Genomic DNA, 25,770 nt, shown 5'->3' with positions numbered 1-25,770 from the left:
GCCAGACCGCTTACTCAGGCGCCGCTGCGCCCGCTTGCCGCACGCAGCTGCTCCTGACTGATGATCGCGAGCTCCGCGGTCGTCAGCGCCACGGCGTTGGAGCCATCGATCTCGAGGCTGTCGGCGATAATGTCGGCACGGTCGATGGTCGTGCTGAGCGGGACCTCGCGGATGAAGATTACGAGGATGGTTGCGGCCAGCATCAGCGGAACGAGTGCCAGGAAGATCGGGGTGAGAGCGTCGGAGTATGAGCCGACGATGATGTCCCGGATGGCGGCGGGTAGATGCTTGACCGAGTCGGGAGTGAACTCGTTGCTCGAGCCCGCGGCCTCCGAACCGCCGGCCGGCAGCCGTTGCGTCAAGAGGTCGGCAAGACGTGAGGTGAAAACCGTGCCGACGATGGCCGCGCCGAGAGACGAACCGATCTGACGGAAGTAGTTGTTGGTCGCCGTCGCGGTGCCCACCATCGCGTTCGGGAAGGTGTTCTGCACCACGAGGATGAGGTTCTGCATGCACAACCCGAGTCCGAGACCCATGACTGCCAGGTACACGCAGGTGACCCAGACCGGCGTTGTCGGGGACATCGTCGACAGCAGGAACAGTCCGACTGCTGTCGTCAGTGTGCCCGAAATCGGTGCCCACTTGTAGCGGCCGGTCCGGCTGACGATCTGTCCGGAGGCGACCGATGAGACCAGCAGAGCGGCCATCATCGGGACCATCAGCAGCCCGGCCTGGGTGGCGTTGGCGCCGGTCACCATCTGCAGGTAGGTCGGTGTGTAGGCGATCGTGCCGAACATCGCCACGCCGATCAGCAGGCCAGCGCCCGTGCTCAGGTTGAAGTTGCGGCGACGGAACAGGAGCAGGGGCATGATCGGCTCGGCGGTCCGCCGCTCGACGAGCACGAACACGACTGCGGCGATCACGGTGCCGGCGATCAGCAGGATGATGAGGGGCGAGTCCCAGTCGTAGGTGGTGCCACCCCAGGTGCTGACCAGGATGAGCCCGGTGGACGCCAGGGCGAGGAGGCCGATCCCGTAGACGTCGAGCTTGACGCTGGCGACAGGACGCTTCGGCAGATGAAGGAAGGCCACCGCAGCGATGATCGCGAGGATGCCGAGTGGGATGTTGATCCAGAGACACCATCGCCAGCTGACAGCATCGGTGAACCACCCGCCCAAAAGTGGCCCAGCGACCGACGACACCGCGAACACGGCGCCCATGATGCCCATGTAGCGACCGCGTTCGCGGGCCGGAACCACGTCGGCGATGATCGCTTGCGAGAGGATCATCAGGCCGCCACCGCCGAGGCCCTGCACGCCGCGGCCGATGATGAGCCAGGTCATGTCAGGCGCGAAACCGCCGATGATCGAGCCGACCACGAAGATCGAGATGGCGGTGATGAAGATGGCTTTGCGTCCGATGAGGTCGCCGAGTTTGCCGTACACCGGCAGCACGATCGTCGAGGTGAGCAGGTAGATCGTGATGACCCAGCCCATCTGGTCAGCAGCATGCAGGTCACCGACGATCGTCGGCAATGCCGTGCTGAAGATGGTCTGATCGAGCGACGCCAGCAGCATCGTCAGCATCAGTCCGGCGAATACGAGAACGATGTTGGACTTGTTTGATACCGCACCGTTGGTCTGGGGGCCGCTCGAAGTATCCATGCCTGTTGCCTCCGTCGTCGACATGCTCATCGTGGCACTGTGCCGTGCGACCTACAAGAACTCCTCCGCGATCCTTGCGCGGTTCAACCCGACAGGTCAGGACGTCCAGCGCAGCTCGATGATCTCGTGCGACGAGGATCTTCTGGCAACCAATCACGCCGCGGCGGCGTAGGCGCAGCGCCCTACGCGGCGACGGCCTCGCGCCTGGGTGTTGGCCGCCTCCGGAGTGAAGGCCGCCGAGGTGCAGCGGGATCACCCACCGTGACCGGCCGGTTGTGACTTAGCCTGTGCCTGTGAACGCAAACGTGCACGAACGCTTCGATGACATCGTCACCTCGTTCGTCGGTCGGCCGGGGGTGACGCCCCCTGCGGCGGACGTCCCGCGGCGATTCGGGTCGGACGCGCTGCGGGTGAACGGTTCCGTCTTCTGCATGGTCTCGAGTGGAAGCCGTTTCGTGGTCAAGCTCCCCGCAGAACGCGTCCGGGCCCTGATCGAAGACGGGACGGGTGGGCCATTCACCGCCGGCAAGAAAAGCCCGATGCGACAATGGCTGGTCGTGACCGCCGCCGAACCGGGGCTCTGGGAATCGCTGGCCGAGGAAGCCTACGTGTTCACGGGTGCCTCGCGACCGTAAGTCTCAACTACCAGCCGCACTCAACGGCTCGCTGCGCTGAGCGCAGGTCGGGATGGGACAGGCGACGTTTTCCGAAGGCGTCGCACGAGACAAAATGCTCCGCGACGAATTCGACCGTGCCCACGAGTTGTTCGGAGCGTGAAGCAACCCAGAGATCGCGTTTGCGATGCCTCCAGATCACCGTCGTCGAGTCGTCCGCCTGGGCGGAGCCGTCCTGCTCTGCGTCAGAGATGGTCATTTGTCTTGCCACGATGCGACGCTATGCCGAAATTCTCGCGTGCACGAGGGATTGACTTGGACGGAAATCGCGGCCTACCGTCTGCGCCATGGCGGCACGGATGGCGAAATGTGGCGGTGCGGATGGCGAAATTCGAGGCAATTGTTTCAACCAGCGGCGGTGAGACCATCGTGGTTCGGGTTCATGGAGCAACCGAGGATGCTGCTGCTGCCGCGCTCGAAGGCAAACTGCCGTCTGGCACAGTGATCGCGATCATCCCGCAGGCCAAGTGACGCCGTACCGAGGGGTTGCGTCTGGGAGCCAGGCGCGTAGATGTGGGGGATGAGCGTTTCCACGGTCCTCTTCGATGTCGACGGCACGCTCGTCGACTCCAACTTCCTGCACGTCGACGCCTGGCAGCAGGCGTTCGCCGACCTGGGCGAGCAGGTGGATGCGTGGCGCATCCACCGCGCGATCGGCCAGGATTCGTCGCGACTGCTTCACGCTCTCGTGGGTGAACGCGACGACGACTGGACCGGCCGCGCCAAAGAACTCCATTCGACCTACTACCGGCAGCTCGCGCCGCGATTGCGAGCATTCGACCACGCGGCCGATCTGCTGCGGGTGCTGAGCGATCGCGGGGTGCGGGTCGTGCTGGCCACGTCAGCTCCGGACGACGAGCTCGAGATTCTGCTGCGCGCTCTGGATTGCGGCGATGCCGTGTACGCCACCACGTCCGCCACCGATGTCGACGAGGCCAAACCCGATCCGGGTATCCTGAAGGTCGCCCTGGATCGCGCGGGGACGAGGCCCGCTGAAGCCGTCATGATCGGCGATTCGACCTGGGACATCGAGGCGGCCGCCCGAGCACGCGTGCGCTCGATCGGAGTGTTGTGCGGTGGAACGGGAGCGGCTGAGCTGGCCGCGTGCGGCGCGAGCGAGGTCTTCAACGACCCGGCGGCCCTGCTGGGGCAGATCGACGAAGTGTTGTGATGACCGTGGAAAAGCTCCTTCTTATCCGTCACGGCGAGAGCACGGCCAACGTCGCCGCCACGACGGCCGAACTCACAGGCGAGGAGACGATCGCCGTCAGTTCGCGGGATGCAGACGTTCCACTGTCCCCGCTGGGCGAGCGGCAGGCGGTCTCCCTCGCGCCACGATTGGAGGCTGATTTCGGCGCGGCTGCAGGCCCTCCGCTGGTCTGGGCTTCGCCGTACCTGCGTGCGATCCGCACCGCGCAGCTCGCGTTGGGCGACATCCCTTTCGGCATCGACGAGCGGTTGCGCGATCGCGAGCTCGGCATCATCGACGCGCTGACCGCCCGCGGCGTCGAAGCGCGGCTGCCGGATGAGGCCGCGCGACGCCGGTGGCTCGGGAAGTTCTACTATCGTCCGCCGGGCGGCGAAGCGTGGACGGATGTGGCACTGCGACTGCGATCGTTCATGCGTGACGTGGAAAGCACGCCCGACCGGTCGTTGGTGCTCTTCACGCATGACGCCGTGGTGAGCCTGTTCCTGTACGTGCTGCTCGGTTGGACGGAGCAGCAGCTCGACGAGTTCCTGCTGACCAGGGTCGTCGGCAACGCATCGGTGACGACCCTTGTTCGTGACATTGCAGGGTGGCGCGTCGAGACGTTCTCCGACGATACGCATCTGGCCCAGGCGGGACTGCCCGCGACGGCGCACCCGGGAGCTGCGCGTGTCACCGAATAGGCCGGTCACCGACATCGACGCGGGGTTTCTGCGTGGGTGGCCTCTACCCGAGCCGGGCGACTCCAAGCGATCGCGAGGAGAGGTGGTCGTTGTGGGGGGAGCTGCGCGGTCGCCCGGTGCTGCGCTGCTCGCCGGTCGGGCATCCCTTCGTGTCGGCGCGGGCCGACTCACGCTCGCGCTGGGTGCCTCGGCCGCTTCGGCCGCATCCGTCGCCTTTCCCGAATCCGGCGTGGTCGCGCTCGGCGAGACGTCGTCGGGGGCGATTAGTGGCGGCTCGATCGGCGCGGTGGCGGACGATCTGGGGGCGGCGAACGCGGTCCTCGTAGGTCCGGGCCTCGACGACATCCCGGAGACGGTGCGGATGCTGCGGTCCCTCCGTCCGCTGGTCGGCGGCGCGACGACCGTGGTGCTCGACGCTTACGCGCTCGGCGCCCTCGCCAAGCTGCGAAGTTTCGGTGTCCCCGGGCTCATACTGACGCCCAACCCTGACGAGGCCGAGGTCCTTCTCGGCGACCGGCTCGGTGATCTCGACGATGCCGTGATGGCGATCGCCGACCGCTATCGGGCGGTCGTGACCTGTCAGGGATGGGTGGCGGAACCCGGCGGGCGGCTGCTCCGCGTTCGCACAGGAGGTCCCGGCCTCGGCACGTCGGGGAGTGGGGATGCCCTGGCCGGCGCGATCGCCGGCCTCGCGGCCCGAGGATGCGAACCGCTCCAGGCGACAGCATGGGGCACCTACCTGCACATGGCTGCCGGTGAGTCGCTCTCGCGCGAGATCGCGACTCTCGGCTTTCTCGCCGGTGAGATCGTCGACAGGCTCCCGCGCGAACTCGCCCGTGTCGAGGCGCCTCTCTAGGCAGCGACGACGCGGAGCGGGCCAGGGGTGGTCAGGCGATCGCTGCCTCCTCGGGGAGGAGCTGCAGTCCGCGGGCGCTGTTGGAGCTCTGGGTGAGTTGTTCCAGCCAGTTCCTGTTGACCGGTGTGCTCGGGATGCCGTCGTAGCGGAACACGAGGGGGATGCCGGGGTCGATCCAGATGGCGCAATGTCGCTCGGTGTCCGTGTCTGTTTCGTTCCAGCTGAAGAAGAATCCTTCCTGGCGCCGGAGTTTCAACCCGATCGCGATTTGAAGGTGGGACAGGGTGCGGTCGTCGAGGGTGATTTCACGGCCGGTTCCGTAGGTCAGCGTGCCCATGGGTGGTGCTCCCTTCTCTGATCCTTCTCTGATGACCCCGGTCGGCGGGGTCCGTCATCCTGAGGCTTCGTCACGGTCGGCCTTTTCATCTGTGGTGGAGTCATCTGTGGTGGAGTCGACCATCGCGCGGCGCAGCGACGCGTTCTCGACCTCGAGGTCGAGGACTTTGCCGATTCCGGCGAGGTTGACGCCGTCGTCCTGGAGGTCGGCGACGCGACGCATCCGCTCGATGTCGTCCGCGCTGTATCGCCGGGTTCCTCCCTCCGTCCGCGCGGGCCGCAGGAGCCCTTTGCGCTCGTAGAGGCGCAGCGTCGCGGGGGGCAGACCGAGCAACTCGGCGGCCACCGCCATGCTGTAAAGAGGGCGGTCGTCCGGCGTCTTTTCCATGCTTAAAGTTTGCTTAGAGCTCTTGCATGATGTCAAGGAGTCGATGTAGAAAATATGCATCAACTGATCCACGTTATGTGCAGCGCGAGCTCGCTTGGGGCGGCATGACCTGCCGGTCCGGCGGATGCCGTAGCCGGGAGGTGATGCGATATGGCGGCAGCCGAAGACGTTGATCGGGCGGACGAAATGTTCGCCGACATCGTCTGCTCCGACCCGGACTGGGTCGACCGCGAGTTCGAAGAAATCATCGCAGACTGGCTGGATGCACCGCCCCGCGTCGTCAGGCATCCGGGGCCGGCCGGGACTCGGCGGTGCCGGTGTCACAGGGCTCTGCCCCTCCCCCTGGGCCGGACCGGGACCCGCCGTGCGCGTCCGGCCATCCGTTCGCCCCCGCACTCCGGCGGTGCCGACGCAGTACATAGTGCCGACGCAGTACATGAGGTGGGCGCCGGAAGGTCGCCCGAAACGAAAGGAGAATCTCACCATGTCGATGTCATTTGATCCTTTCAGCCAGCTGGACAGGATCGCCCAGAGCGTTTTCGATACCAGCCGGCAGCCACGGATCATGCCGGTGGACCTGTTCCGCGAAGGCGCCCAGTATGTCCTGAACGCCGACCTTCCCGGCATCGACCCCGGTTCGGTCGATGTGGATGTCGACGGTCACCTGCTGACCATCCGCGCTCAACGGTCGACCGCGAACCAGGAAGGGGTGCGTTGGCTGGCTCAGGAGCGGCCCTTCGGTTCCTACATGCGCCAGTTCTCGATCGGCGACGACGTGAACCCCGAAGGGATCAGTGCCAGCTACGACAACGGAGTGCTCAGCGTGATCATCCCGATCGCCGAACGCGCCAAGCCGCGCAAGATCGCCGTCGAATCCGCCGGTGAGCGGGGCCGGAAGGCCGTCGTCGCCTGACCCGGTGCGCACGTACTCCTCTCGCCCGACGGGCCCCGGTTCTATAGCCGGGGCCCGTTAAGCGAGCCGCCTGTTCCGATCTGTCAACCGCTAGACGGTGTAAGCGACGCGGTGTTAGGAAGGAGTATGAAGCGGATCTACTACGCGGGCGCGTCCCTCCTCACCGGCGAACGAATTGCCGAGTCGGTTCTCCGGTATGCGGCTGCGCTGGCGAAGGTGGGGTCAGCAGAGGAGATCGCGGTCCCGTCGATTACTGAGGACGGGAAGCGCGAAGAAGTGATGATCCTCGTCGGACCCGCCAGCCAGCTCCTTGCCGAGGACGAGCCTTCTCACTCCGATCTCGAGGACCCTTCGTTCGTCGCCGAGTTGGACAGGAAGACTCGTGCGTTGGGTATCTCGCAGGCTCAGCCGGTCGAGCAGGAAAGCGATGAGAACGACTACGACATGCTCTGACGACCGGGCTGTTGCTTGAGGGCATCACGCAGTGCGGCCCTCGAAGTGATGCCGAGTTTGGGAAACAGTTGGTACAAATGCGCTCCGACCGTGCGCGGCGAGAGGAAAAGGCGCTCCCCGATCTGTTTGTTGCTGAGACCGGCGGCGGCGAGTTCGGCGATTTCGCGTTGCTGTGGCGTGAGGTCCGTGATCGCTCCAGGGTCGGTGCGATTCGGCGCGAGGCCACTGGCGCGAAGCTCCGCCCGCGTGCGGGTTGCCCAGGGGACGGCGCCGAGGCGTTCGAATGCGTCGAGCGCCTCGATCAGCACAGCGCGAGCCTCGGTTGTGGCTTTCGCGCGTCGCAGTCGTTCGCCGTAGGCGAGCCGGATCCGGGCCTGCGCGAACGGCCAGCGGCCTACGTCGGGCGCCGCAAGCGCACTCTCATAGGCCTCCCGGAACGCGGTGTCGGGGCTGATCAGTGCGATGGCGCCGGCCGTGATCAGCGCCAGCCGCGGCGAGATCGCCGCCACGTTCGCTGCTTCGATGTCGACCACGTGCGCTCTCGCTTCGTCGAGTCGCCCGGATCGCACAGCCGACTCGACCAGGTCGAGCAGCACCCAGAGGGCGGCCGGCTTGTATGAGGCAACAGTGCCCGGTGAGCAGATCTGCAGCGCGTGCCGGTATGCCGTCTCGTACTCGCCGTTGCCGAGCGCAGCCAGCGACTTCGCATGAGCTGCCAGCTGGACCACGAATTCGATGCGGTTGGGGGCAGCCCAGCCGATCAGGTCGCCTGCGAGACTGTTCACGAGGTCGCGGTCCCCGCGTGCGGCGGCGATCATGGCCTGGTCGTACTGCAGGAATCCGCCGAGCAACCGGTAGTTGTAGCGGGCGGTGAGGGCGATCCCCTCCTCGGCCAGCCGGAGTGTCTCGTCCCAGTCCCCGTTGTGAAGCCCATCGAAGCCGAGCAGCGCGAAGGCCTTGATCGCCGAAGCGATGGCGCCGCCGGCGCGCCCGTGCTCGACGACACGCACGAGAGCAGTGCGGCATCCCGGGATCCGGTCGACGTACATGGCGGCGATCCCCAATCGCACCGTATGCGCGTGGTCCGTCCCGTCATCGATCAGAGCGATCGCCTCGTCGAGGTGGGCGAGGGCCGGTAGAGCAAAGGCCACCGGCTCCAGAAACGTGTCGCCGAGCAGTTGAAGGATTTCGGGAAGGGGAATCCCGAGCCGCTCGACCGCGGCGTGGTAGTCGGCCACCAGGTCGACGCGCGCACCGAAGGAGCAGTTCGACTCCAGCACGTACACGATTTCGATCAGCAGTCGATCCCACGCGTCGACCGGAGCGGCGACACTGCGAAGTGCTCCGAGGAGCAACCGGTGGATCGTGTCGACATCGCCGCCACCGTTGACCATGTACGCTGCTGCCGCGACAGCGGCGGCGACCGATCGGCTCTCGCCGGGGATCGTGCCAGCGGCGACCAGCTGAGGGTCGGTCAGGTCGCCCGTGATATCGGCACCGAGGTAGGTGGCGACCATGGCCCGACGGACGTTGTCCGCTGTACCCGGGCTGAGTTCGGCCGCCCTGATCAGAAGGCCGATCGCTCCCACCGGGTCGCCCCGGTCTTTGGTGGTGAAGGCGGCGTCTTCGAGAAGCTGGGCGATCGACTCGTCCGGCCCGGTCGCCGCCTCTGCGAGGTGCCACGCACGACGCCGCGAATCATCGGCGTGGCGTTCGGCGAGCCGACCGTGGGCCCAGCGTCGCTCAGCGTCGGTCGAGAGCTCGACGACAGCAGCGCGGGTGAGCGGATGCCGGAACTGCACCTCATGTGAGACCGGATGGACGCGGATGAGCCGAGCCTTCTCGGCCGGCTCGAGATCCGTGACCGAGACCGGAGGAAAGAGCCCACTGGAACCGTCGAGTGCCGTCAGCAGCAGTTGCTCGCGCGTGTGAGGTGGGAGTGGGTCGATTCGTCGCTCGAAGTGAAGCTGGAGGCGGCGTCCGACGGGAGTGCGAGGGAGTCCCGCGTCGCCGGCGCCGGCGCCGACCTGGGTCGGAAGTTCGATCAGCGCCAGCGGGTTGCCCTGGGCATCGGCGAGCACCTGGGAGACGTCGCGGGGGACGAGCTCCGGGTACGCGTGGGTGAGCAGCGCGGTCGCAGCATCCGCGTGAAGGGGCCGAACTTCGATCTCGGGCAATCCCGCCGTTTCGAAAATGCTCCCCTCGCCTGTTCGGACGACGCCAACGAACCCGACGCGGGCACCTGCCAGCCGGCGTGCGACGAGGGCCAGAACGTTCGCACTCGCGTAATCGAGCCACTGCAGGTCGTCGACCAGCAACAGCACAGCACCCTCTCCGCCGGCGTGGACCAACAATGCGATCACGGCGTTCACCAGCGTGAGCTGGTCGGAGGGCGATCCGTCCTCGAGTCCCAGGCTGACGCCGACGGCGTGCCGCTGTGTGTCAGGCAGCGCGGACAACTCGGCTGCGAGCGGGGCGAGCAACTGGTGCAGTCCGGCGAAACTCACCTCGGCCTCGAACTCGACTCCCGCCGCGCGCAGTACCCGAACACCGACCGTCGCGGCGTAAGCGCCTGCCGACTCGAGGAGCACGCTTTTACCGATACCCGCGTCGCCGACGACAAGGATGCACCCGCCATCCGCTGCCGAATCGACCACGAATTCGCGCAGGGCGGCCAGTTCCTGTTCACGACCCACGAGCGTTGTGGTCGAACCCCATTCCGGCACGTACCCGACTCTAGTGGCGCCGTTGGCCGCGCGCGCAGGCACATTTTCCCGCCCACGCGCCGTGAACTAAGTCGTCTGACAGATTCGAAGGCATGCCGAGCATCCCTAGATTCGCTTCTAACCATTCGACTCGGAAGGAATCACCATGAAACCCACCATCGTCCTCGTCCACGGCGGATTCGTAGACGGCACCGGCTGGCGCGGCGTGCACGACGAACTGAAAGCGGACGGGTACACCGTGCGCGCGGTACAGAACGCCACCAAATCACTCGCCGACGACGCCGCCACCACGCGCGACATCCTCGACGCCGTCGATGGGCCTGTCGTGCTCGTCGGCCATTCGTACGGCGGCGCTGTCATCACCGAGGCCGGCAACCACGACAAGGTCGCTGCCCTGGTCTACATCACGGCTTTCGCACCCGATCAAGGCGAATCGGTCAACACGCTCCTCGCCACGTTCCCCGCAGACGGACCCCAGCCGCCCATCCTGCCCCCCGTCAACGGCTACCTCTTTCTCGACCGCGCCAAATTCGCGGACTCCTTCGCCGGGGACGTCTCCGCCCCTGAGGCCGCGTTCATGGCGGACTCCCAGGTCCCCTGGGGTCTCGAAGCACTCGGCGGTGTGGTCACCAAGGCCGCCTGGCGCGCGAAGCCCAGCTGGTATCTCCACGTCACAGAGGATCGGATGATCGCACCGGCAGCGCAGACCACGATGGCTGAGCGCATGGGATCCACGGTCAGCGAGACGCCGGGCAGCCACGCCATCTACGTTTCACAGCCCCGTGTCGTGGCCGACATCATCCGTACGGCCGCGGCGACCGTCGGCGCCTGACAGGACGACAGGTGGGGGTCGGACTCGAGGGAAGGTCGACCCCACCTGTACGCGTTGCTGCGCCCGCGTACACTCCCGGTATCGCTACCTCGGCGAACAGAGAGCCGACGGCGACGAGGAGGAACAATGGCCGATGACATGCCCGCAACGGACCTGCGCGAGTACATCGAGCATCTGCGCGCGACGGGGTACACCGTCCAGGGCGGACATACCGCCGACCCGGACCTGATCGACCCGGAAGGCAACCCGGTCTACACCTGGCAGGAGGGGTACCCGTACTCGGAGCGGATGACCCGGGAACAGTACGAGCTCGAGAAATACAAACTGCAGGTGGAGTTGCTGAAGTTCCAGTACTGGCTGGAGGACAACGACCGCCGCGCGGTCATCGTCTTCGAGGGTCGTGACGCGGCCGGTAAGGGCGGGACGATCAAGCGGTTCACCGAGCACCTCAATCCCCGCACCTCCCGCGTCGTCGCGCTGTCGAAGCCGGACAGCCGCGAGCGAGGCGAATGGTACTTCCAGCGCTACATTCAGCACCTCCCCACGGCGGGCGAGATCGTCATGTTCGACCGGTCCTGGTACAACCGGGCGAACGTCGAGCGCGTGATGGGATTCTGCACCGATGAGGAGTATGAGACCTTCATGGTCCAGGCGCCCGCGTTCGAGAAGATGCTTGTCGACTCGGGCATCCACCTCACCAAGTTCTGGTTCTCGGTGTCGCGAACTGAGCAGCGCACTCGATTCGCCATGCGGCAGCTGGACCCGGTGCGCCGATGGAAGCTCTCGCCGATGGACATCGCCTCCCTCGACAGGTGGGACGACTACACCGTGGCAAAGGAAGAGATGTTCCGCCGCACTGATAAACGGCACGCCCCGTGGACGATCGTGCGCTCGAACGACAAGAAGCGTGCCCGGGTCAACGCGATGCGCTATTTCCTGGGCCAGTTCGACTACGAGGGCAAGGACCCGGCGGTCGTGAAGCGCCCCGACCCGCTGATCGTGATGCGCGGAAAGCAGCTCGACGCCGACGAATAGGCACCGCCATCACGCCAGCCGCTGACCCACACGAAAAACCGCCGGATCGGTGCCCGATCTCCGACCCGGCGGACCCGCCCCCTCAGGCTGCGTCCGTCAGCGGCGGCGCCGCTTCGGGTCTCCCCGGTGCAGCAGGGGTGGCGTCGTCCTTGCCGCCACCCCCGTGCAGCTCAGTGGCCGAGTTCTCGCGGGCCAGGAAGTTCGTGAGCTCGCCGATCGTCGACATGAGCGGTGCGGGGAACACGACGAGCGTGTTCTTGTCGACGCCGATCTCGACGAGCGTTTGCAGGTTGCGGAGCTGCAGGGCGAGCGGATGCTCCATCATGGTGTCCGACGCATCCCCCAGTGCCGCCGCGGCCAGCGACTCGCCTTCGGCCGCGATGATCTTGCCCCTCTTCTCGCGTTCGGCCTCGGCCTGTTTCGCCATCGCCCGCTTCATCGACTCCGGCAGCAGGATGTCCTTGAGTTCGACGAGCGTCACCTCGACACCCCAGTCGAGGGTGAGCAGGTCGAGGATCTGGCGGATGTTCAGGTTGAGGGCATCCGTCTCGGCGAGCGTCTCGTCCAGGCTGTGCTGACCGACGACTTTACGCAGCGTTGTCTGGGCGATCTGCTCGATCGCGGCGAACACGTTTTCAATTCCGATCACCGATTTCACGGGGTCGACGACGCGGTAGTACGCGACGGCGGAGACGCCGACGCTCACGTTGTCGCGCGTGATGATGCCCTGCGACTGGATGGGCAGGGTCACGATGCGCAGGGACACTTTGTGCATCACATCGACGAACGGGATGATGAAGCACAGCCCGGGCTCCCGCACCCCCATGAGCTTTCCGAACCGCAGCACCACACCGCGCTCGTACTGCTTCACGACACGAACCGAGTTGGCCAGCAGGATGATCGCCGCGACGACGACGATCGTGAGGGCGATATAGAACACAACCATGCGACTCATCTCCACGAATATTCTCACCCCGACCAGCACCTGTTATGCCGTTCCCGGGCATCCTCACAGCGTCGCTATGTGCGCCCAGTAGGCTACGAACGTGCTTCTCTCAGATCGCGACATCAAGGCCGAGCTCGGTGCCGGGCGCATCTCCCTCGAGCCGTATGAAGAGGGGATGATCCAGCCGTCGAGCATCGACGTGCGGCTCGACCGGTTCTTCCGCCTGTTCGACAACCACAAATACCCGTTCATCGATCCGGCCGAAGACCAGCCGGACCTGACGCACCTGGTCGAGGTCGACCCGGAGCAGCCGTTCATCCTGCATCCCGGCGAGTTCGTGCTCGGTTCGACGTTCGAGCTCGTCTCGCTTCCGGATGACGTCGCAGCCCGCCTCGAAGGCAAGAGCTCACTCGGTCGCCTCGGACTTCTCACGCACTCCACGGCCGGCTTCATCGACCCCGGTTTCTCGGGCCACGTCACGCTGGAGCTGAGCAATGTCGCGACGCTTCCGATCAAGCTGTGGCCGGGCATGAAGATCGGGCAGATGTGTTTCTTCCGCCTGTCGTCCGCGGCCGAGAGGCCGTATGGGTCGAGCGAGTACAGCTCGCGGTACCAGGGCCAGCGCGGCCCGACGGCGTCGCGCTCGTTCCTGAATTTCCACCGCACCGATGTCGGATCGACTGAGGCAGGTCGACCGGGAAACTGATCCGCCGCCTGGGAGGGCAGACGAGTGACCGCAGCCAGTGACGTAAGTTTCGTGAACGCGCTCCTCGCCGCGGGTCCGCAGTCCGCGCATCCGGATCGGATGCGCTTGTTCGGCCAGCTGGTCGGCACCTGGAACGTGACGAATCGCCTGCTCGACGAGTCGACCGGCGAATGGTCCGAGGCGTCTCTCGTCTGGACGTTCGCCTATGTGCTCGACGGCCGCGCCGTCCAGGATGTTTTGGTGCGGCCCGATGCGCATGATCCGGATACACGTACCGCCCTCGGCACCACGGTGCGCGTCTACGATCCGCAACTCGGCGTGTGGCGCGTGAACTGGTTCGGCACGGCGTCGGGCGACTACTGCACCCTGGTTGCCTCGGGTCATCGCGACGGGATCCGCCAGGATGGAACACAGACGGATGGCCGGCCCATCCGCTGGAACTTCAGTGCTACCACGGCTGACTCGTTCGCCTGGGACGGCTGGGTGTCGAACGACGAGGGCGCCACCTGGTGGCTGGAGCAGCACATGGATGCCGTGCGCGCGTAGCTCCGGCCGGTGTCCCCCATATGCGGGGCACGGCATATGTCGGCATTCTTATCCACCGACGTTGTCCACAGGTGGATGGATGCCTTTCAGAGCTGGTCGGGCTCCGGCTCGCCCGAATAAAGTTGTGGCAATTGGAGCGTCAACCACGGGCTGAACGCCCACGGAGTGGCTTCTACGGCCGAAATCAGCGTGCGCGCCTCCACCCACTGCCATTCCATGACCTCGTCGGGCGACGGTGCGAGGGCGTCGGTGGTGGTCGCCGTGAAGACGGGACAGATCTCGTTCTCCACAACCCCTGCGGCATCCACAGCTCGGTACCGGAAGTCCGGAAGAGCGACCGTGAGGTTGTCCAGCGTGATGCCGAGCTCGTCGGCGGCACGGCGCGCGATCGCGTCGTCCATCCCTTCGCCGGGTGCCGGATGTCCACAGAACGAATTCGTCCACACCCCTGGCCAGGTGCGCTTACCGAGGGCGCGGCGCGTAACGAGGATGCGGCCTTCACCGTCGAACACATGGCACGAAAAGGCCAGGTGGAGGGGAGTGTCAGTGCCGTGCACCGTGGCCTTGTCGGCAACGCCGATCGCGGTGCCGTCGTCGTCGACCAGGACTACCTCTTCGATCGTGTCGGCCATCTGCCCATTCTTGCGGATGCTGAGAGGTGCGGTGCGGTGGGGTGGCGGTCCGGTCATTCTCTTTGCAGAGATAGGGCAGACAGACTTGAGGTACAGACACCCGATTCGATACAGTCTCATGTGAGATGACGTGTGATATCAGATCGTCATTCTGACTGGCGACAGGAGGTGACATGACTGAAAACAACAGCGCCGAGCTCGTTCTCGAAGAAATTACTGAGCCGGCCCCTGCTCTCATTCAGCAGGGCAACATCGTCTGCTAAGTAATTCATGGGGCCCGGATGGATTTTCTCTCCGGGCCCCGCCTCGAGAATTTGGTCTAACCTGTGCTATCCACCTCGAAATCCATACGCGTGTACTACGACGAGCGCACTGGCTGGCGAATTCGAAATCTTGAAAAGCGACAATCCTGGGCCGTCGACGCGCCCACTGCGGCAGTGGCGATCGCCTTCATGGAGCCTTCGGAGCGCACGGCGATCGAATCTGCCCTCCGGGGCCACGCCGATCACGATGCCGTCTCGTCGAGAATCTCGGCTCTGATATCCCTCGGTGTGCTCACTGAGTCAGAGGGGTCTCAGCGGGATCCACTCTCCGAGTGGGCAGCCTATGGTTGGGCCGAAGCATACGACTACCTGCTCTCTACGTGGAGCTATCCATTCGAGGACTACTCCAAGCGTGGCCAGGAGGTGGACAAGGAGCGGATGCGAGAATATGCCGTCGCTTCGCCGGACGTCGTACGCGCTCTTGCGCAGAAGGGGATCGACGCGCGACCCCTCCCGCCCATCCAGGAATCGTTGGACCGACTCTCGTCGTCGGAAGATCTCCCTCTGCTCGGCCGGCTCCTCGACATCGCCTCCGTTGCGGCATTGCCGATTGAGATGAAAAGGTCGCGGACGCCGGGCGCGGACTACATCCATCGAACGAGTCCATCAGGCGGATCGCGCCACCCATCCGAGCTATACCTTTTGGCGCTATCGGTTCCCGGCTTGTCACGCGGTGCGTATCACGTCGCGACAGGCGAACAGTCCCTGGGCTTTGTTGGTGAATTGCCCTCCGACGATCGCGAGCTTAACGACCGGCTTCCGGGAGCGTTCCGCCTTCCCGCGCCCCCACGAGCAATCTTTGTCATCACAACTCACTTCGAGCGCAATATGTACCGGTACCGGGAACCAAGAACCCTGCGAACCCTGTACTACGACGCTGGGCACTTGGGAGGACTCGTTGAGTCGTTGGGCGATTCCCATGGCCTCGTCGCACACGGGCATCACGGATTCGTGGATTCATATCTCGCCGAGCTCATCCAGAGCAAAGATTTAGCGATCGAGAGCCCCTCATATCTCGTGTCAGTTGGCTTGGCCGTTGAATCCGCATCACTAGAAAAACGCATCGGCAGATCGAGGTTGAACTCATGAACAGACTCCGTTTTCGTGCCTGGAGCCACGGCAGTGAACCGCAGGTCGAAGTACGCAGCCTCGCCGCGAATCGATCCTTTCGTGCCGACCCGATATCGCTCGCACGGTCCGTCCTCTCAGGACGCATCGCAGACTTGATCCCCGCCGGCGGCCACGACCTTGGCTCGTACGCGGCTTGGGATGAAAACGGTTGGGGTGATGCGCTTCCGTTCTATCTCGCAACTCTTGATCGGCATTGTGATGACTCGACGCCGGAGTACCGAGCCGTCCAGTTGCGCGTTCTCGACCAATACAGTCGTGCGGATCCGATCCCTGTTGAAGAAATCCCTACCCGCCTGTCGTGGAGAGTTCTCGATCGGCCGATTTCGCCGGTGGCGACCCAGGCCGAGATACTTCGCCGACGACGGACCACCCTCGTCCCGAAGAGAACAGAGCTGGCATCGAACGATCTCGGCGGTGTTCTCTGGGAAGCGACACGGAAGGTCGCAGCTTTCCGCGTACCAGGGATTGCTGCCGACCCGCGAAACGCCATGACGAACTTCGGTCCTTCGCTGGACATCTATCTGGTCGTTTACGACGTGAGTGGAATCGCTCCCGGGTTGTACCGATACGACATGCAGGCACACGCTCTTGGGCTTCTCAGAGAGGGTGACTTCCGCTCCACTATGCGCACCGTCATCGTGGGTCAGCCTGCAACAGCATCGGCCGCTGTTTCGGTTCTGTATGTGTCCGACGTCAAGCGGCACCAATGGAGGTATCGCCATGCCAGAGCCCTTCGTGGACTGTGGATCGACACGGCGAAAGTCGTCAACGAACTTCTTTGGTCCCTTGCCGCGCGCGCGATTATTCCTCACATGACACCGGCCATTGACGACGCCGTTGCAAACGATTTTCTCGAGGTTGGGGGCGGAATGGAACACGAGGTCGTGTACGTTTTGTCGTTCGGCGGCCCCGGAGCTCGAACGGATGCTTGAGGCTAACCAACTCGTTCGCTTTGCGGCACCGATGGCGCTGAGTTCCCTCGGAGGCGTCGCCGTCGGGCTCACCGACACCCTGATCATCGGCCACTTCTCGACGGATGCTCTTGCTGGCGTCGCTCTCGGTGCCACCTTGTACGAGTTGCCGATCAATGTTTTGCTCGGTGGCCTGTTGGCCTACCGGATCCTCGCCCCGAGAATCGTCGGAAAGGACAAGGATGCTCGAAACGTTGACGGACTCCGGCGAGTGGAGCGTGGCCTCGCCCCGTGGGTAGCCGGCGCCTTTATCTTGCTTGTCACCGGATCGATAGCGTTGTACCTGTATGGATCCGTGACCGCGACCGCGAGCCTTGAAGCAGCGGGTGCGTACCTTGTTGGCCGGTCGCCGAGCGTAGTCGCAGAGACCTTCTCTACTGCGCTGGTTGTCACCCTTGTCGGTTGGGGTCGGCTGAAGACACCCCTGACCGTCTTCCTGGTGAGCTCGCTGGGCAATCTCCTGTTCGACTTCGTCCTCGTTTACGGGGTTGCACCGTTCCCACGGCTCGGTGCTCTGGGTGACGGAATCGCCAGTTCAATCGGCGCGATTGCAGTACTCCCGTGGCTCTGGTTGCAAGTGAAGCGGGAGACCTCACGTGCGGATACGGTCGTTCCCAAGCAGTTCGCCGACCAAGTATTGGACGGCTGGGGACGGTTGACCATGCCAGCTGTCGGATCCGCCGCGCTCGACTACGGCGGAAACATCGTTTTCATACTGATCATGGCGCTCGGAGGAACTGCGGGCCTGGCCGGTGCTCGAGTCGCGACGAATGTACACGTGCTTGTCTTCATGTTGGTCTCTTCGCTTTCGTCGGCGGGCCTATACGTGGTCGGGCGAGAAAGTGTCCCTTTACGCATGCTCGTCGATGGGCAGGGGGATATCAGACGCATCTTTGTTCGGGTCGGCCTAGGACTCGGCGTGGTTGTCGCGATTCTCGCCTGGCCGATCGCCATGGTCACCAGCCCGGACCCCGAAGTGCAGCATGTGGCAGGCGCGCTGATTCTCTCCGTGGCAGCTTTTACTCCCCTAGCAGCCTGGGCCTACGCCAACGTGACGATTCTGCGCGTCGCAAAGCGAACCGGCTCTGATTTTGTCAGCAACGCGATCGCCGTGTGGCTTGTGCAGGTGCCAGTCGCCCTCATAGGTAGCTTGATCTTTCGGGCCCCCGGAGCATTCGCCGGCCTCGCCGCGTACTGGCTTTGCCGAGCGCTCATAAGTCATCGGCAGGTGAGGACAACGCTCGCGAGTACCCGGTCCGATGCGCAGCCCGCTCGTCGATGAGCTGACGTTCGGCGAGTGGTGGCTGCGCGCCGAGTGGCTCAACTCGGACCTGGACGCCTCAACACCCGCCGAACGCGAGTTCATCACTCGAAGTCTTGTCGCATATGTCGAGATCGACCGAACCAACGGTTATCGTTTCGCGTCAGAAATGCGTCGCTCGCTCACGGCGTGGTTGGACAAGCAGAGTCACGGCTCGGGCTCAACGATCCTTGGACGGCTCGCCGCTGGAGGTGCAGTCGCCTCGGGTCTATGGCACGTTGACGCTGACCTGCGGCCCACTCGTCGAAGTCCCGGCGCTGAGAAGGTGACACTGATGAAGCGTGAAACAGACGACCTGGTGGCTTCCATCGCAGAAGCAGCGGAGATCACAGTGCGCGATGTCAATGCATTGGGAGTTCGTTTGACCAGAAAGTGGGCGCTCGGTATCGGGAAGCTTTCGCACACGGTCTCGAAAGTATCCACAGCGCTTGGAGTTTCCGATCCGGTCTCAACCATGGACGTGCCGCGCTCGCTGAGCCGGCACGTCGACCAGGCCATGTTCGTTCCACTTCCCCGCGCATGTGGAACCGTAATGCTCGTTTCAGCTGAATACCAGGACTTGAGCGCACGTGACCCATTTGCTGCGTCTCGTCTTCTCCTTGCCGTCGCACACGAAGTCGCCGGGCACTCGAACGACTTTCGAGACCTCGTGCCAGCCAACCCCGAGCGAGTGTGGCTCGACAGGGAGCTATTGGAAGGCTGGGGAATTGTCGCCGAGAGGCGTTTGTCCGGACTAGGTGAAGACGAACACGCCCTTTATCTGCTCTACAAAGTGAAGCGACTTCTTCCACTCGCGCATCACACACTCAATGAACCCAGTTGGGCGCGTGTCCGGCACACGATCGAAACAGTGTGGCCGGGCTTCTTCACCTCGGCGACCACCTCTGTGCTCAGACGCGCAACAGGCTCCCATGCCCGAGGAGTCGTGCGAGTTCGGCGGGCGCTCGACGTTTATGGTGAGGAGGCGCGATTCGGGGTCGCCAACCCTTGGCGGTCGACCCCGAAGCGCTCTGCGCACTAGGTGTTTGTTTGCGGGTGCGGCCGTGCACAGGTTCGGGACGCGCGCACAGGTTGCAGCGCGGGCACGTGTTCAGAACCTGTGCACGTGCGGCACAACGGCTCAGGCCTCGGGCTCGGCCTCGGCGTCGGAGTCGGCCTCGTCCTCGCCGTCGGCTTCAGTGGCGTCCGTCCAGCCGACGTTGCGCGCCATCTTCTCGAGGGTTGCCAGCATGGCGGCGCGTTCCTCTTCGCTGATGCCTTCGTTAACGGATGCTCGCAGCTCCGTCACACGCGACTGCGCGTCGTCGTGAACGGTGCGACCGGCAGCTGTGAGTGTGGCAGCCCCGTCGGACAGGACGACCCAGCCGCGCTCCGTGAACGACACCAGTACCTCGGCGACGCTTCGCGGTCGGTGCTCCCGGCGCTCGCCGTGCCCATACGCGCCCGCGAACCCGTGGTGGCCCGGGTGGCCGTGGTGCTCGTGGTGCTCGTGGTTGCCAGGGTGCTCGTGGTGCTCTGCGTGTTCTGCCTGTTCTGCGTGTTCTGCGTGCTCTGCGTGCTCCGCGTGCTCTGCGTGCTCTGCGTACTCGTGGTTGCCAGGGTGCTCGTGAGGCTCGGCGTGCCCGTCGGGCTCCGCGTGCTCATGGTGCTCGGCGTGGGCTTCCGGCCCCTCCGCGAACCCGGGTGCGAACCACGGGCCGTAACCGCGGCCGCCCCAGGGACCGAAGCCCGGTCCGTACCCGCGTCCGCCCCACGGGCTGTAGCCGCGTCCGCCCCACGGGCCGAATCCCGCACCGAATCCCGGCCCGAATCCGCGCCAGGGTGCGCCGGACATCCGCCCGGCCATGCGGCGCCGCCGCTCGCCCGGCGACAGGGCCGCCTCGACCTCGTCGACGGATTTGGGCCCGTCGGCGAGCGTGTGGAGGATCCGCCATTCGCCGCGCGACAGGTCGAGGTCGTTGAAGGCTTCGCGCATTTTCTGGCGCAGCCGGTGTTCGATGACGCCGAACCAGTAGCCCAGCGGTGTAGGTGAAGTCTCGTTGGTGTTCATGATGAACAGTCCTTCCTATTGCATGTACTGTTACAAGCAAATGTATAGTTACATATATGGAAGACGGTGGTCAAGCATCCGACGAAAACTCGCAGCTTCGAGCGGAAGACGTGGTGCTCATCGAGCAGGCGCTGATCGCAATCCGCCGCGATCACGCCCGCCAGCACCTGCAGCATCGGGCGGAATGGGCCGCGCAGCATGGCGATGACGGCGCTCCCGGGGCCTGGCCCGGTGCCGGCCCGTGGCCGACGAACGGGCAGTGGCCGGGCGGTGGACCCTGGCCGATCGTCCACTACGGCGGCGGACCACGCGGACCCGGCTCCCGCTTCGGCGGCCCCGCCCACGAACACCGCGGCCGGCACGACCGGTCGCTGGGGCGTGCCGCGCGCTTCCGCATGCTCGACGCGCTCGAGGCGGCCGAACGGGACGGCCGCTCCCTCACCATCAGCATGATCGGCGAAGCGATCGGCGTCGACCAGCCGCGGGCGAGCCGGCTGGTGCAGGAAGCATCCGATGCCGGCCTGGTGCGCCGCACGGCCGACCCTGCGGATGCGCGCCGCAGCATCATCGAGCTCACCGCGGCCGGCAAAGCCCAGATCGTCGAGGTGCGGTCGGCGCGGCGCTCAGCGGTCGAGGATGCGCTGGCCGGGTTCACCGCGGAAGAGCTGCACACCTTCGCACAGCTCTTCGTCAAGTTCGTCGGAGCCTGGCCGCGCGAGTAGGGTCGCGCCCGGCCCCGCCGCCGGTGCGCGCGAGTACGATGACTCGGCATGGGCAAGCTGATCTATTCCGGGCTCACATCGCTCGACGGCTACATCGCGGACGCCACAGGTGACATCGACTGGGCGGCACCCGATGACGAGGTGCACGCTTTCGTCAACGACCTGCAGCGCTCGCTCGGCACCTACCTCTTCGGCCGCCGCATGTACGAGGTCATGAGTTGGTGGGAGACACTCGATCTCGAAGGCGCGCCCGAGGTCGCGCGCGACTTCGCGGAGGTGTGGCGGGTCGCGGACAAGGTCGTGTACTCGTCGACCCTCGCGGAGCCGGTGACGGAGCGGACGCGCATCGAGCGAACCTTCGATCCTGACACAGTGAGGCGGATGAAAGACTCGGCCGACGCTGACCTCAGCGTGGGCGGGGCGAACCTGGCCGCTTCCGCGATCCGTGCCGGGCTCGTGGACGAATTCCAGCAGTTCCTCACGCCGATCATCGTCGGCGGCGGCCTACGGTTTCTCCCCGACGACGTGCGCGTGGACCTGGAACTGCTCGACGAGCACCGCTTCACGAACGGGGTGGTGTTCGTCCGCTACGGTCTGCGCTGAGCCGGCCGCCGCCTCCGGTTCGTAAAACAGGAGTTTCGGGCGCGGGTTGGCGTGGGTCGCGCATCCGATCAGGGGTTTTGTCGTGCGCGAGGCCCTGGTGGCCTCATCCGTCACACGAACTCCTGTTTTACGAACCGTGCCGAGCTGCCCCGGCCCTAACGTGCCTCGGCGGCCCGCGCCAGCCGCGTCGGCTGCGCCTTCACCGGGATGAGCAGCCCCAGCCCGATTGCGAGCACGAGCACGATGCCGAGAATGCCCCAGAACTGCGCTCCGCCCACGGCTACGAACGTCGCGAAGAGGAGCGGCGCGAGAAAGCTGACCGCGCGACCGGTCGTCGCGTAGAGCCCGAACACCTCGCCTTCGCGGCCGGCCGGGGTCAGGCGCGCGAGGAACGTGCGGCTGCACGACTGGGCCGGTCCGACGAACAGGCAGAGGATGAGGCCCCCGATCCAGAACGCCGTCGCGCCCAGGTCGTGGGCGAAGAAGACGCCCAGGCCGGCCACGATGAGGCCGACGAGGGAGGTGACGATCACCGGTTTGGCCCCGAACCGGTCGTCGAACCGGCCGGAGACGATCGTGCTGACCCCGGCCACGATGTTGGCGGCGATCGCGAAGATGATGACCTGGCCGCTCGAGAACCCGAACGTTCCCGCCGCGAGGATGCCGCCGAACGTGAAGACGCCGACGAGGCCGTCGCGGAAGAACGCGCTCGCGATGAGGAAGAGCACAGTGTTGCGGCTCTCCTTCCACAGGCGGCCGACGTCGCGCACGAGCACGGCGTACGACTGGAAGAAGCCGACACGCACGACCCGCTTGTTCGCGGGGATCTCCGGCACAGCGAACAGCACGGGCAGCGAGAAGATCAGCGTCCATGCCGCGGCGATGAGCGCGATGATGCGAATGTTGAGGCCATCCGCCTCGCTCACGTGGAGGAGGCCGCCGGTGCCCGGCGCCGACGAGCTCTCGACGACGAGGCCGAAATAGACGATGAGCAGCAGGACGATGCCGCCCAGGTACCCGGCGCCCCATCCGAATCCGCTGACTTTGCCGACCGACTTCGGCGTCGACACCTGCACCAGCATGGCGTTGTAGTTGACGGTGGCGATCTCGTAGAACACGGTTCCGATGGCGACGAGTGCGACTCCGAAGAGGAAGTAGCCCGGCTCACCCTTCACGAAGAACATCAGCGCGGTGATGAGCACGACCGCACCGGTGTTGATCCCGAGCCAGAGTTTGCGGCGGCCGGAGCCATCCGTGCGCTGTCCGAGCACCGGGGCCAGCAGGGCGACGACGATGCCCGCGATGGCGAGACCCCAGCCGAGCCCGCTCGAGAGCGGGGCTTCGGCCGCCGTGACGGCCGCGTGCGCTGGGCCGTGGACATCCGTCTCCGCGTCGCGTGCGGTGGCGAGTGCCGGGCTCACGAACAGGCTCCCGGTCAGGTACACCGTGAAGACGAACGTGGTGATGACCGCGTTGAAGGCCGCGCCGCCCCAGTCCCAGAGGGCCCACGCGACGATGCGCCCGCGCGGGATCGTGCGATCCGTCGACGAGTCGATGAAAAGAGGGCTCGCCTTCGTGACGAGTGCGTCCGCCGTTGCTGGCACGTCGGGGACGGCGTTGTCGCCCGGCCTGGTGTCGTCGCTCATGGTCACAGATTAGTGATCGGCGGTAAACGTTTCGGGATGCCGCGGTCACCATTCGCTCGCGCCAGGCTCAGCGCCGCCGGATCGAGTACCGGTGCTCGGGGCGGCCCGTTTGGCCGTACCGCAGCTCGAGCGTGATCGCGTTGCTCTGCTCGAGCTGGGTCAGGTACCGCTGGGCGGTCGCGCGGCTGATGCCGACCGAGGTCGCGATGTCTGCTGCAGACAGCGCGACGTCGGACCCCGAGATCGCGTCGTAGACGAGTTTCAGTGTCGGCGCGAGGTGGCGGAGTTCCGCGCTGACCTGGGCGGGCGACGTCGGACGCAGCAGGTCGAAGATCTTGTTGATGTCGTCTTGCGTCGGCTCGTCCGGCCACTCGGTGATGTGGGATTGCGCGTTGCGAAAGGCCGTCAGCCGCTCTGCCAGCGCGGCGAACCCGAACGGCTTGACGATGTAGTGCACTGCGCCCAGCTGCACCGCACGTCGCACGGTCGCCATGTCGGTCGCCGCCGAGATGACCATGACGGCCGGCGGCGACGGCGAGCTGAGCATCCCCCGCACCACCTCGAGTCCGTCGCCGTCGGGCAGGTAGATGTCGAGGAGCACCAGGTCGGGGTGCAGCGTCTGGGCGAGTTCGAGCGCATCGGCAGCCGTATGCGCCTCGCCGACGACGCGGAATCCGGGGACGCCTTCGACGAAACCGACGTGCACGGAGGCGACCCGGTAGTCGTCGTCGACGACCAGCACGTCGAGGGGCTCGGCGGTCATCGGGTCGGGTCGGGGACGAGGGCGGATGCCGATGCGGGGGCGCGCGGCAGTGTCACGGTGAACGACGCGCCGGGCCCCCCGGACACGGATGCGCCCGGCCCGCCATCCGACACGGTGACCGTCCCGCCCAGTTTCGTCACCGTGTTGTTGACCAGTGAGAGCCCGAGTCCACTGTGCCGTTCGAGCGTCCCGCGTTTCGTCGTGTACCCGTTGCTGAAGATCTGCGGGATCTCGGCCGCGGCCACGCCCGGACCGTTGTCGGTGACCCGGACCGTGAGCGATTCCGGCGTCTCGACCACGCTCACCTCGACCCGCCTCGGTGCCGGGACGCCGGCGAGAGCATCGAACGCGTTGTCGATGAGGTTCCCGAGGATGGTCGTGAGCGCCTGCACGCGGTCGGGTGCTTCGCCGAGGTCAGTGTCGGGGAGGATCACGAGTTCGATGCCGCGCTCGTTCGCCTCGGCCGCCTTGCCCAGCATCAGCCCGACGATCTGCGGCGCCGCGATGTGGGTGCGGAGCGTCTGGTCGAGGTCGGCCGTCGTTCCGCGGATCTCGTTCACGTACTGCAGCGCCTCGCCCGGCCGCCCGAGCTCCAGCAGCCCGGCGATCCCGTGGATGCGGTTCGTGAACTCGTGCTGCTGCGCCCGCATCGACTCGGTGAGGCTGCGCTCCCCGGCGAGTTCGCTGGCCAGTCCCTCGACATCGGTGCGGTCGCGCAGTGTGACGACGGCTCCGTGCGCGCGCCCGCCCAGTGTCACGGGCATCCGGTTGATGACCAGGCAGTAGTCGTCGGTGACGACGATCTCGTCGGTGACCGCGGTCGTGCCCGTGAGCAGGTCGCGCAGCAGCCCGGGCGCGAGCACATCCTCGAGCCGTCGCCCGGACGCCTCCGCGGGGAGCCGCAACAACTGCTGTGCTTCATCGTTGACGACGCTGATGCGACCGGCCGGGTCGACGGCGATGACCCCTTCGCGGATGCCGTGGAGCGTCGCTTCGCGCTCCTGCAGCAGGCGGGCGATCTCGTCGAGCTCGAGCCCGAAGGTCCTGCGTTTCAGGATGCTCGCCAGCCCGAACGACGCGAGCGTCCCGATCGCGAGCACGAGTATGAACCAGGCCGCATAGGAAGGGAGCTCGTTGAGCAGCTCACCCGAGACGGAACTCTCCCGGATGCCGACGGACACCTCGCCGACCAGCGCGCCGGACGGCCCGTACAGCGGCACGCGGGCGTTCGCGTTCACGCCCGTGGCGCCCGAATCAGTGCCGGTGTGCACCTTTCCGTCGCTCGCAACGAGCGGCTCGCTGACCTTCTTGCCGATCAGGGCTGGATTCGGATGCGAATGCCTCACCCTGTTGAGGTCGATGACGACGACGTAGGCGGCTCCGGTCCTGGCCGCGGTCGACGAAGCGAGGTCCTGGATCATCACCGAGCATCCGATGCCCGGCTCTGCCATGCACTGCCTGATGGTGGGCATCCCCGCGAAGGTCTGGGCGATGCCTGCGGCGCGTGCCTGGAAGTCCGAGTCGAGGTTGTTGCGTGCGGTCTGCGCGAAAAGGGCAAAGCCCACGGCCATGGAGACAGTGAGGATCAGCACCTGAGCCAGAAGGATCTGGGTCGATAGCTTTCTGATCCGTCGTCGCACCAC

The 25,770-nt window shown here is 65.6% G+C and carries 29 protein-coding genes; 18 read left to right on the top strand and 11 right to left on the bottom strand.

The window, feature by feature from the left end:
* Positions 1-14 precede the first annotated feature (14 nt).
* On the bottom strand, positions 15-1,664 hold the full coding sequence (locus ACPPVQ_RS18725; RefSeq protein WP_426516727.1) for an MDR family MFS transporter: 1,650 nt from the start codon (positions 1,662-1,664) through the stop codon (positions 15-17).
* Between ACPPVQ_RS18725 and ACPPVQ_RS18720 the strand changes: the two genes are divergently transcribed.
* Positions 1,663-1,836: a hypothetical protein gene (locus ACPPVQ_RS18720; RefSeq protein WP_426516725.1), complete on the top strand. Its 174-nt coding sequence runs from the start codon at positions 1,663-1,665 to the stop codon at positions 1,834-1,836. The two genes, ACPPVQ_RS18725 and ACPPVQ_RS18720, sit on opposite strands and share 2 nt — an antisense overlap.
* A 121-nt stretch (positions 1,837-1,957) precedes the next feature.
* On the top strand, positions 1,958-2,299 hold the full coding sequence (locus ACPPVQ_RS18715; protein ID WP_426516723.1) for a hypothetical protein: 342 nt from the start codon (positions 1,958-1,960) through the stop codon (positions 2,297-2,299).
* A 7-nt stretch (positions 2,300-2,306) separates the two neighbouring features.
* Here the strand turns inward: ACPPVQ_RS18715 and ACPPVQ_RS18710 are convergent, their stop codons facing one another.
* Positions 2,307-2,537, bottom strand: coding sequence for a hypothetical protein (locus ACPPVQ_RS18710; RefSeq protein ID WP_426516722.1), 231 nt, complete (start codon positions 2,535-2,537; stop codon positions 2,307-2,309).
* Positions 2,538-2,659: 122 nt separating this feature from the next.
* Between ACPPVQ_RS18710 and ACPPVQ_RS18705 the strand changes: the two genes are divergently transcribed.
* From ACPPVQ_RS18705 to ACPPVQ_RS18690, 4 genes are all read left to right on the top strand, one after another.
* Positions 2,660-2,809 carry a hypothetical protein gene (locus ACPPVQ_RS18705; RefSeq protein WP_426516720.1) on the top strand — a complete coding sequence of 50 codons (150 nt, stop codon included), beginning with the start codon at positions 2,660-2,662 and terminating at the stop codon, positions 2,807-2,809.
* Between the two features lie 49 nt (positions 2,810-2,858).
* Positions 2,859-3,509 (top strand): HAD family hydrolase, encoded by a 651-nt coding sequence (locus tag ACPPVQ_RS18700; protein WP_426516718.1) that lies wholly within the window; start codon positions 2,859-2,861, stop codon positions 3,507-3,509.
* Entirely contained in the window at positions 3,509-4,228 is a 720-nt protein-coding gene (locus ACPPVQ_RS18695; RefSeq protein ID WP_426516716.1) for a histidine phosphatase family protein, read from the top strand. The genes ACPPVQ_RS18700 and ACPPVQ_RS18695 overlap by 1 nt, the downstream gene beginning before the upstream one ends.
* Positions 4,229-4,319: 91 nt before the next feature.
* A complete protein-coding gene (locus ACPPVQ_RS18690; RefSeq protein WP_426516714.1) occupies positions 4,320-5,084 on the top strand; it encodes an ADP-dependent NAD(P)H-hydrate dehydratase in 765 nt (254 codons plus the stop codon).
* A 31-nt stretch (positions 5,085-5,115) separates the two neighbouring features.
* On the opposite strand, the gene ACPPVQ_RS18685 is transcribed toward ACPPVQ_RS18690, so the two are convergent.
* Together ACPPVQ_RS18685 and ACPPVQ_RS18680 are read right to left on the bottom strand one after the other, a co-directional pair.
* A complete protein-coding gene (locus ACPPVQ_RS18685; protein WP_426516712.1) occupies positions 5,116-5,421 on the bottom strand; it encodes an ATP-dependent DNA ligase in 306 nt (101 codons plus the stop codon).
* A gap of 54 nt (positions 5,422-5,475) precedes the next feature.
* The gene (locus tag ACPPVQ_RS18680; protein ID WP_426516711.1) at positions 5,476-5,808 is read right to left on the bottom strand and encodes a MerR family transcriptional regulator; all 333 of its coding nucleotides are present in this window, start codon (positions 5,806-5,808) and stop codon (positions 5,476-5,478) included.
* Positions 5,809-6,292: 484 nt separating this feature from the next.
* On the opposite strand from ACPPVQ_RS18680, the gene ACPPVQ_RS18675 reads away from it, so the two are divergent.
* Both ACPPVQ_RS18675 and ACPPVQ_RS18670 read left to right on the top strand, forming a co-directional pair.
* Positions 6,293-6,721 carry an Hsp20/alpha crystallin family protein gene (locus ACPPVQ_RS18675; protein WP_426516709.1) on the top strand — a complete coding sequence of 143 codons (429 nt, stop codon included), beginning with the start codon at positions 6,293-6,295 and terminating at the stop codon, positions 6,719-6,721.
* 126 nt (positions 6,722-6,847) lie between these two features.
* A complete protein-coding gene (locus tag ACPPVQ_RS18670) occupies positions 6,848-7,174 on the top strand; it encodes a hypothetical protein (protein WP_426516707.1) in 327 nt (108 codons plus the stop codon).
* On the opposite strand, the gene ACPPVQ_RS18665 is transcribed toward ACPPVQ_RS18670, so the two are convergent.
* Positions 7,159-9,900, bottom strand: a complete 2,742-nt coding sequence (locus tag ACPPVQ_RS18665; RefSeq protein ID WP_426516705.1) for a helix-turn-helix transcriptional regulator — start codon at positions 9,898-9,900, stop codon at positions 7,159-7,161. The genes ACPPVQ_RS18670 and ACPPVQ_RS18665 overlap by 16 nt on opposite strands.
* Positions 9,901-10,045: 145 nt before the next feature.
* Between ACPPVQ_RS18665 and ACPPVQ_RS18660 the strand changes: the two genes are divergently transcribed.
* Together ACPPVQ_RS18660 and ppk2 are read left to right on the top strand one after the other, a co-directional pair.
* Positions 10,046-10,732 (top strand): alpha/beta fold hydrolase, encoded by a 687-nt coding sequence (locus ACPPVQ_RS18660; protein ID WP_426516703.1) that lies wholly within the window; start codon positions 10,046-10,048, stop codon positions 10,730-10,732.
* A 126-nt stretch (positions 10,733-10,858) separates the two neighbouring features.
* Positions 10,859-11,767, top strand: a complete 909-nt coding sequence (gene ppk2 / locus ACPPVQ_RS18655; RefSeq protein WP_426516701.1) for a polyphosphate kinase 2 — start codon at positions 10,859-10,861, stop codon at positions 11,765-11,767.
* Between the two features lie 82 nt (positions 11,768-11,849).
* On the opposite strand, the gene ACPPVQ_RS18650 is transcribed toward ppk2, so the two are convergent.
* Positions 11,850-12,713 carry an SPFH domain-containing protein gene (locus ACPPVQ_RS18650; protein ID WP_426516699.1) on the bottom strand — a complete coding sequence of 288 codons (864 nt, stop codon included), beginning with the start codon at positions 12,711-12,713 and terminating at the stop codon, positions 11,850-11,852.
* Positions 12,714-12,813: 100 nt separating this feature from the next.
* Here ACPPVQ_RS18650 and dcd point away from each other — a divergent pair, with 100 nt between their 5' ends.
* Both dcd and ACPPVQ_RS18640 read left to right on the top strand, forming a co-directional pair.
* Complete coding sequence (dcd, locus tag ACPPVQ_RS18645; protein WP_426516697.1) at positions 12,814-13,419, top strand: dCTP deaminase; 606 nt, start codon at positions 12,814-12,816, stop codon at positions 13,417-13,419.
* Between the two features lie 51 nt (positions 13,420-13,470).
* A complete protein-coding gene (locus ACPPVQ_RS18640; protein ID WP_426516695.1) occupies positions 13,471-13,965 on the top strand; it encodes a hypothetical protein in 495 nt (164 codons plus the stop codon).
* Between the two features lie 86 nt (positions 13,966-14,051).
* On the opposite strand, the gene idi is transcribed toward ACPPVQ_RS18640, so the two are convergent.
* Entirely contained in the window at positions 14,052-14,597 is a 546-nt protein-coding gene (idi, locus tag ACPPVQ_RS18635; protein ID WP_426516693.1) for an isopentenyl-diphosphate Delta-isomerase, read from the bottom strand.
* Positions 14,598-14,950: 353 nt separating this feature from the next.
* Between idi and ACPPVQ_RS18630 the strand changes: the two genes are divergently transcribed.
* Genes ACPPVQ_RS18630 through ACPPVQ_RS18615 form a run of 4 tightly spaced genes read left to right on the top strand, consistent with a single transcriptional unit; the run spans position 14,951 to position 19,364 of the window.
* Positions 14,951-16,009, top strand: a complete 1,059-nt coding sequence (locus ACPPVQ_RS18630) for a hypothetical protein (protein ID WP_426516691.1) — start codon at positions 14,951-14,953, stop codon at positions 16,007-16,009.
* The gene (locus ACPPVQ_RS18625) at positions 16,006-16,983 is read left to right on the top strand and encodes a hypothetical protein (protein ID WP_426516689.1); all 978 of its coding nucleotides are present in this window, start codon (positions 16,006-16,008) and stop codon (positions 16,981-16,983) included. The genes ACPPVQ_RS18630 and ACPPVQ_RS18625 overlap by 4 nt, the downstream gene beginning before the upstream one ends.
* Positions 16,976-18,304: an MATE family efflux transporter gene (locus ACPPVQ_RS18620; RefSeq protein WP_426516687.1), complete on the top strand. Its 1,329-nt coding sequence runs from the start codon at positions 16,976-16,978 to the stop codon at positions 18,302-18,304. Before ACPPVQ_RS18625 ends, ACPPVQ_RS18620 begins: the two co-directional genes overlap by 8 nt.
* Complete coding sequence (locus ACPPVQ_RS18615; protein ID WP_426516685.1) at positions 18,282-19,364, top strand: hypothetical protein; 1,083 nt, start codon at positions 18,282-18,284, stop codon at positions 19,362-19,364. Before ACPPVQ_RS18620 ends, ACPPVQ_RS18615 begins: the two co-directional genes overlap by 23 nt.
* Before the next feature lie 99 nt (positions 19,365-19,463).
* Here the strand turns inward: ACPPVQ_RS18615 and ACPPVQ_RS18610 are convergent, their stop codons facing one another.
* Entirely contained in the window at positions 19,464-20,393 is a 930-nt protein-coding gene (locus ACPPVQ_RS18610; RefSeq protein WP_426516683.1) for a hypothetical protein, read from the bottom strand.
* A gap of 56 nt (positions 20,394-20,449) precedes the next feature.
* Here ACPPVQ_RS18610 and ACPPVQ_RS18605 point away from each other — a divergent pair, with 56 nt between their 5' ends.
* Both ACPPVQ_RS18605 and ACPPVQ_RS18600 read left to right on the top strand, forming a co-directional pair.
* Positions 20,450-21,115: a MarR family winged helix-turn-helix transcriptional regulator gene (locus ACPPVQ_RS18605; protein ID WP_426516681.1), complete on the top strand. Its 666-nt coding sequence runs from the start codon at positions 20,450-20,452 to the stop codon at positions 21,113-21,115.
* Between the two features lie 48 nt (positions 21,116-21,163).
* Positions 21,164-21,718, top strand: a complete 555-nt coding sequence (locus ACPPVQ_RS18600) for a dihydrofolate reductase family protein (RefSeq protein ID WP_426516679.1) — start codon at positions 21,164-21,166, stop codon at positions 21,716-21,718.
* 155 nt (positions 21,719-21,873) lie between these two features.
* Here ACPPVQ_RS18600 and ACPPVQ_RS18595 read toward each other — a convergent pair whose 3' ends face one another.
* The 3 genes from ACPPVQ_RS18595 to ACPPVQ_RS18585 form a co-directional block, all read right to left on the bottom strand.
* Positions 21,874-23,364 (bottom strand): MFS transporter, encoded by a 1,491-nt coding sequence (locus ACPPVQ_RS18595; protein WP_426516677.1) that lies wholly within the window; start codon positions 23,362-23,364, stop codon positions 21,874-21,876.
* A gap of 67 nt (positions 23,365-23,431) precedes the next feature.
* The gene (locus ACPPVQ_RS18590; protein ID WP_426516675.1) at positions 23,432-24,127 is read right to left on the bottom strand and encodes a response regulator; all 696 of its coding nucleotides are present in this window, start codon (positions 24,125-24,127) and stop codon (positions 23,432-23,434) included.
* Positions 24,124-25,770, bottom strand: coding sequence for an ATP-binding protein (locus ACPPVQ_RS18585; RefSeq protein ID WP_426516673.1), 1,647 nt, complete (start codon positions 25,768-25,770; stop codon positions 24,124-24,126). The genes ACPPVQ_RS18590 and ACPPVQ_RS18585 overlap by 4 nt, the downstream gene beginning before the upstream one ends.

Source organism: Leifsonia sp. McL0618 (genome assembly GCF_049994905.1).
Classification (GTDB): Bacteria; Actinomycetota; Actinomycetes; order Actinomycetales; family Microbacteriaceae; genus Diaminobutyricibacter.
The sequence above is the reverse complement of the archived record's forward strand: the minus strand, read 5'-3'. Positions and strand labels throughout refer to the sequence as shown.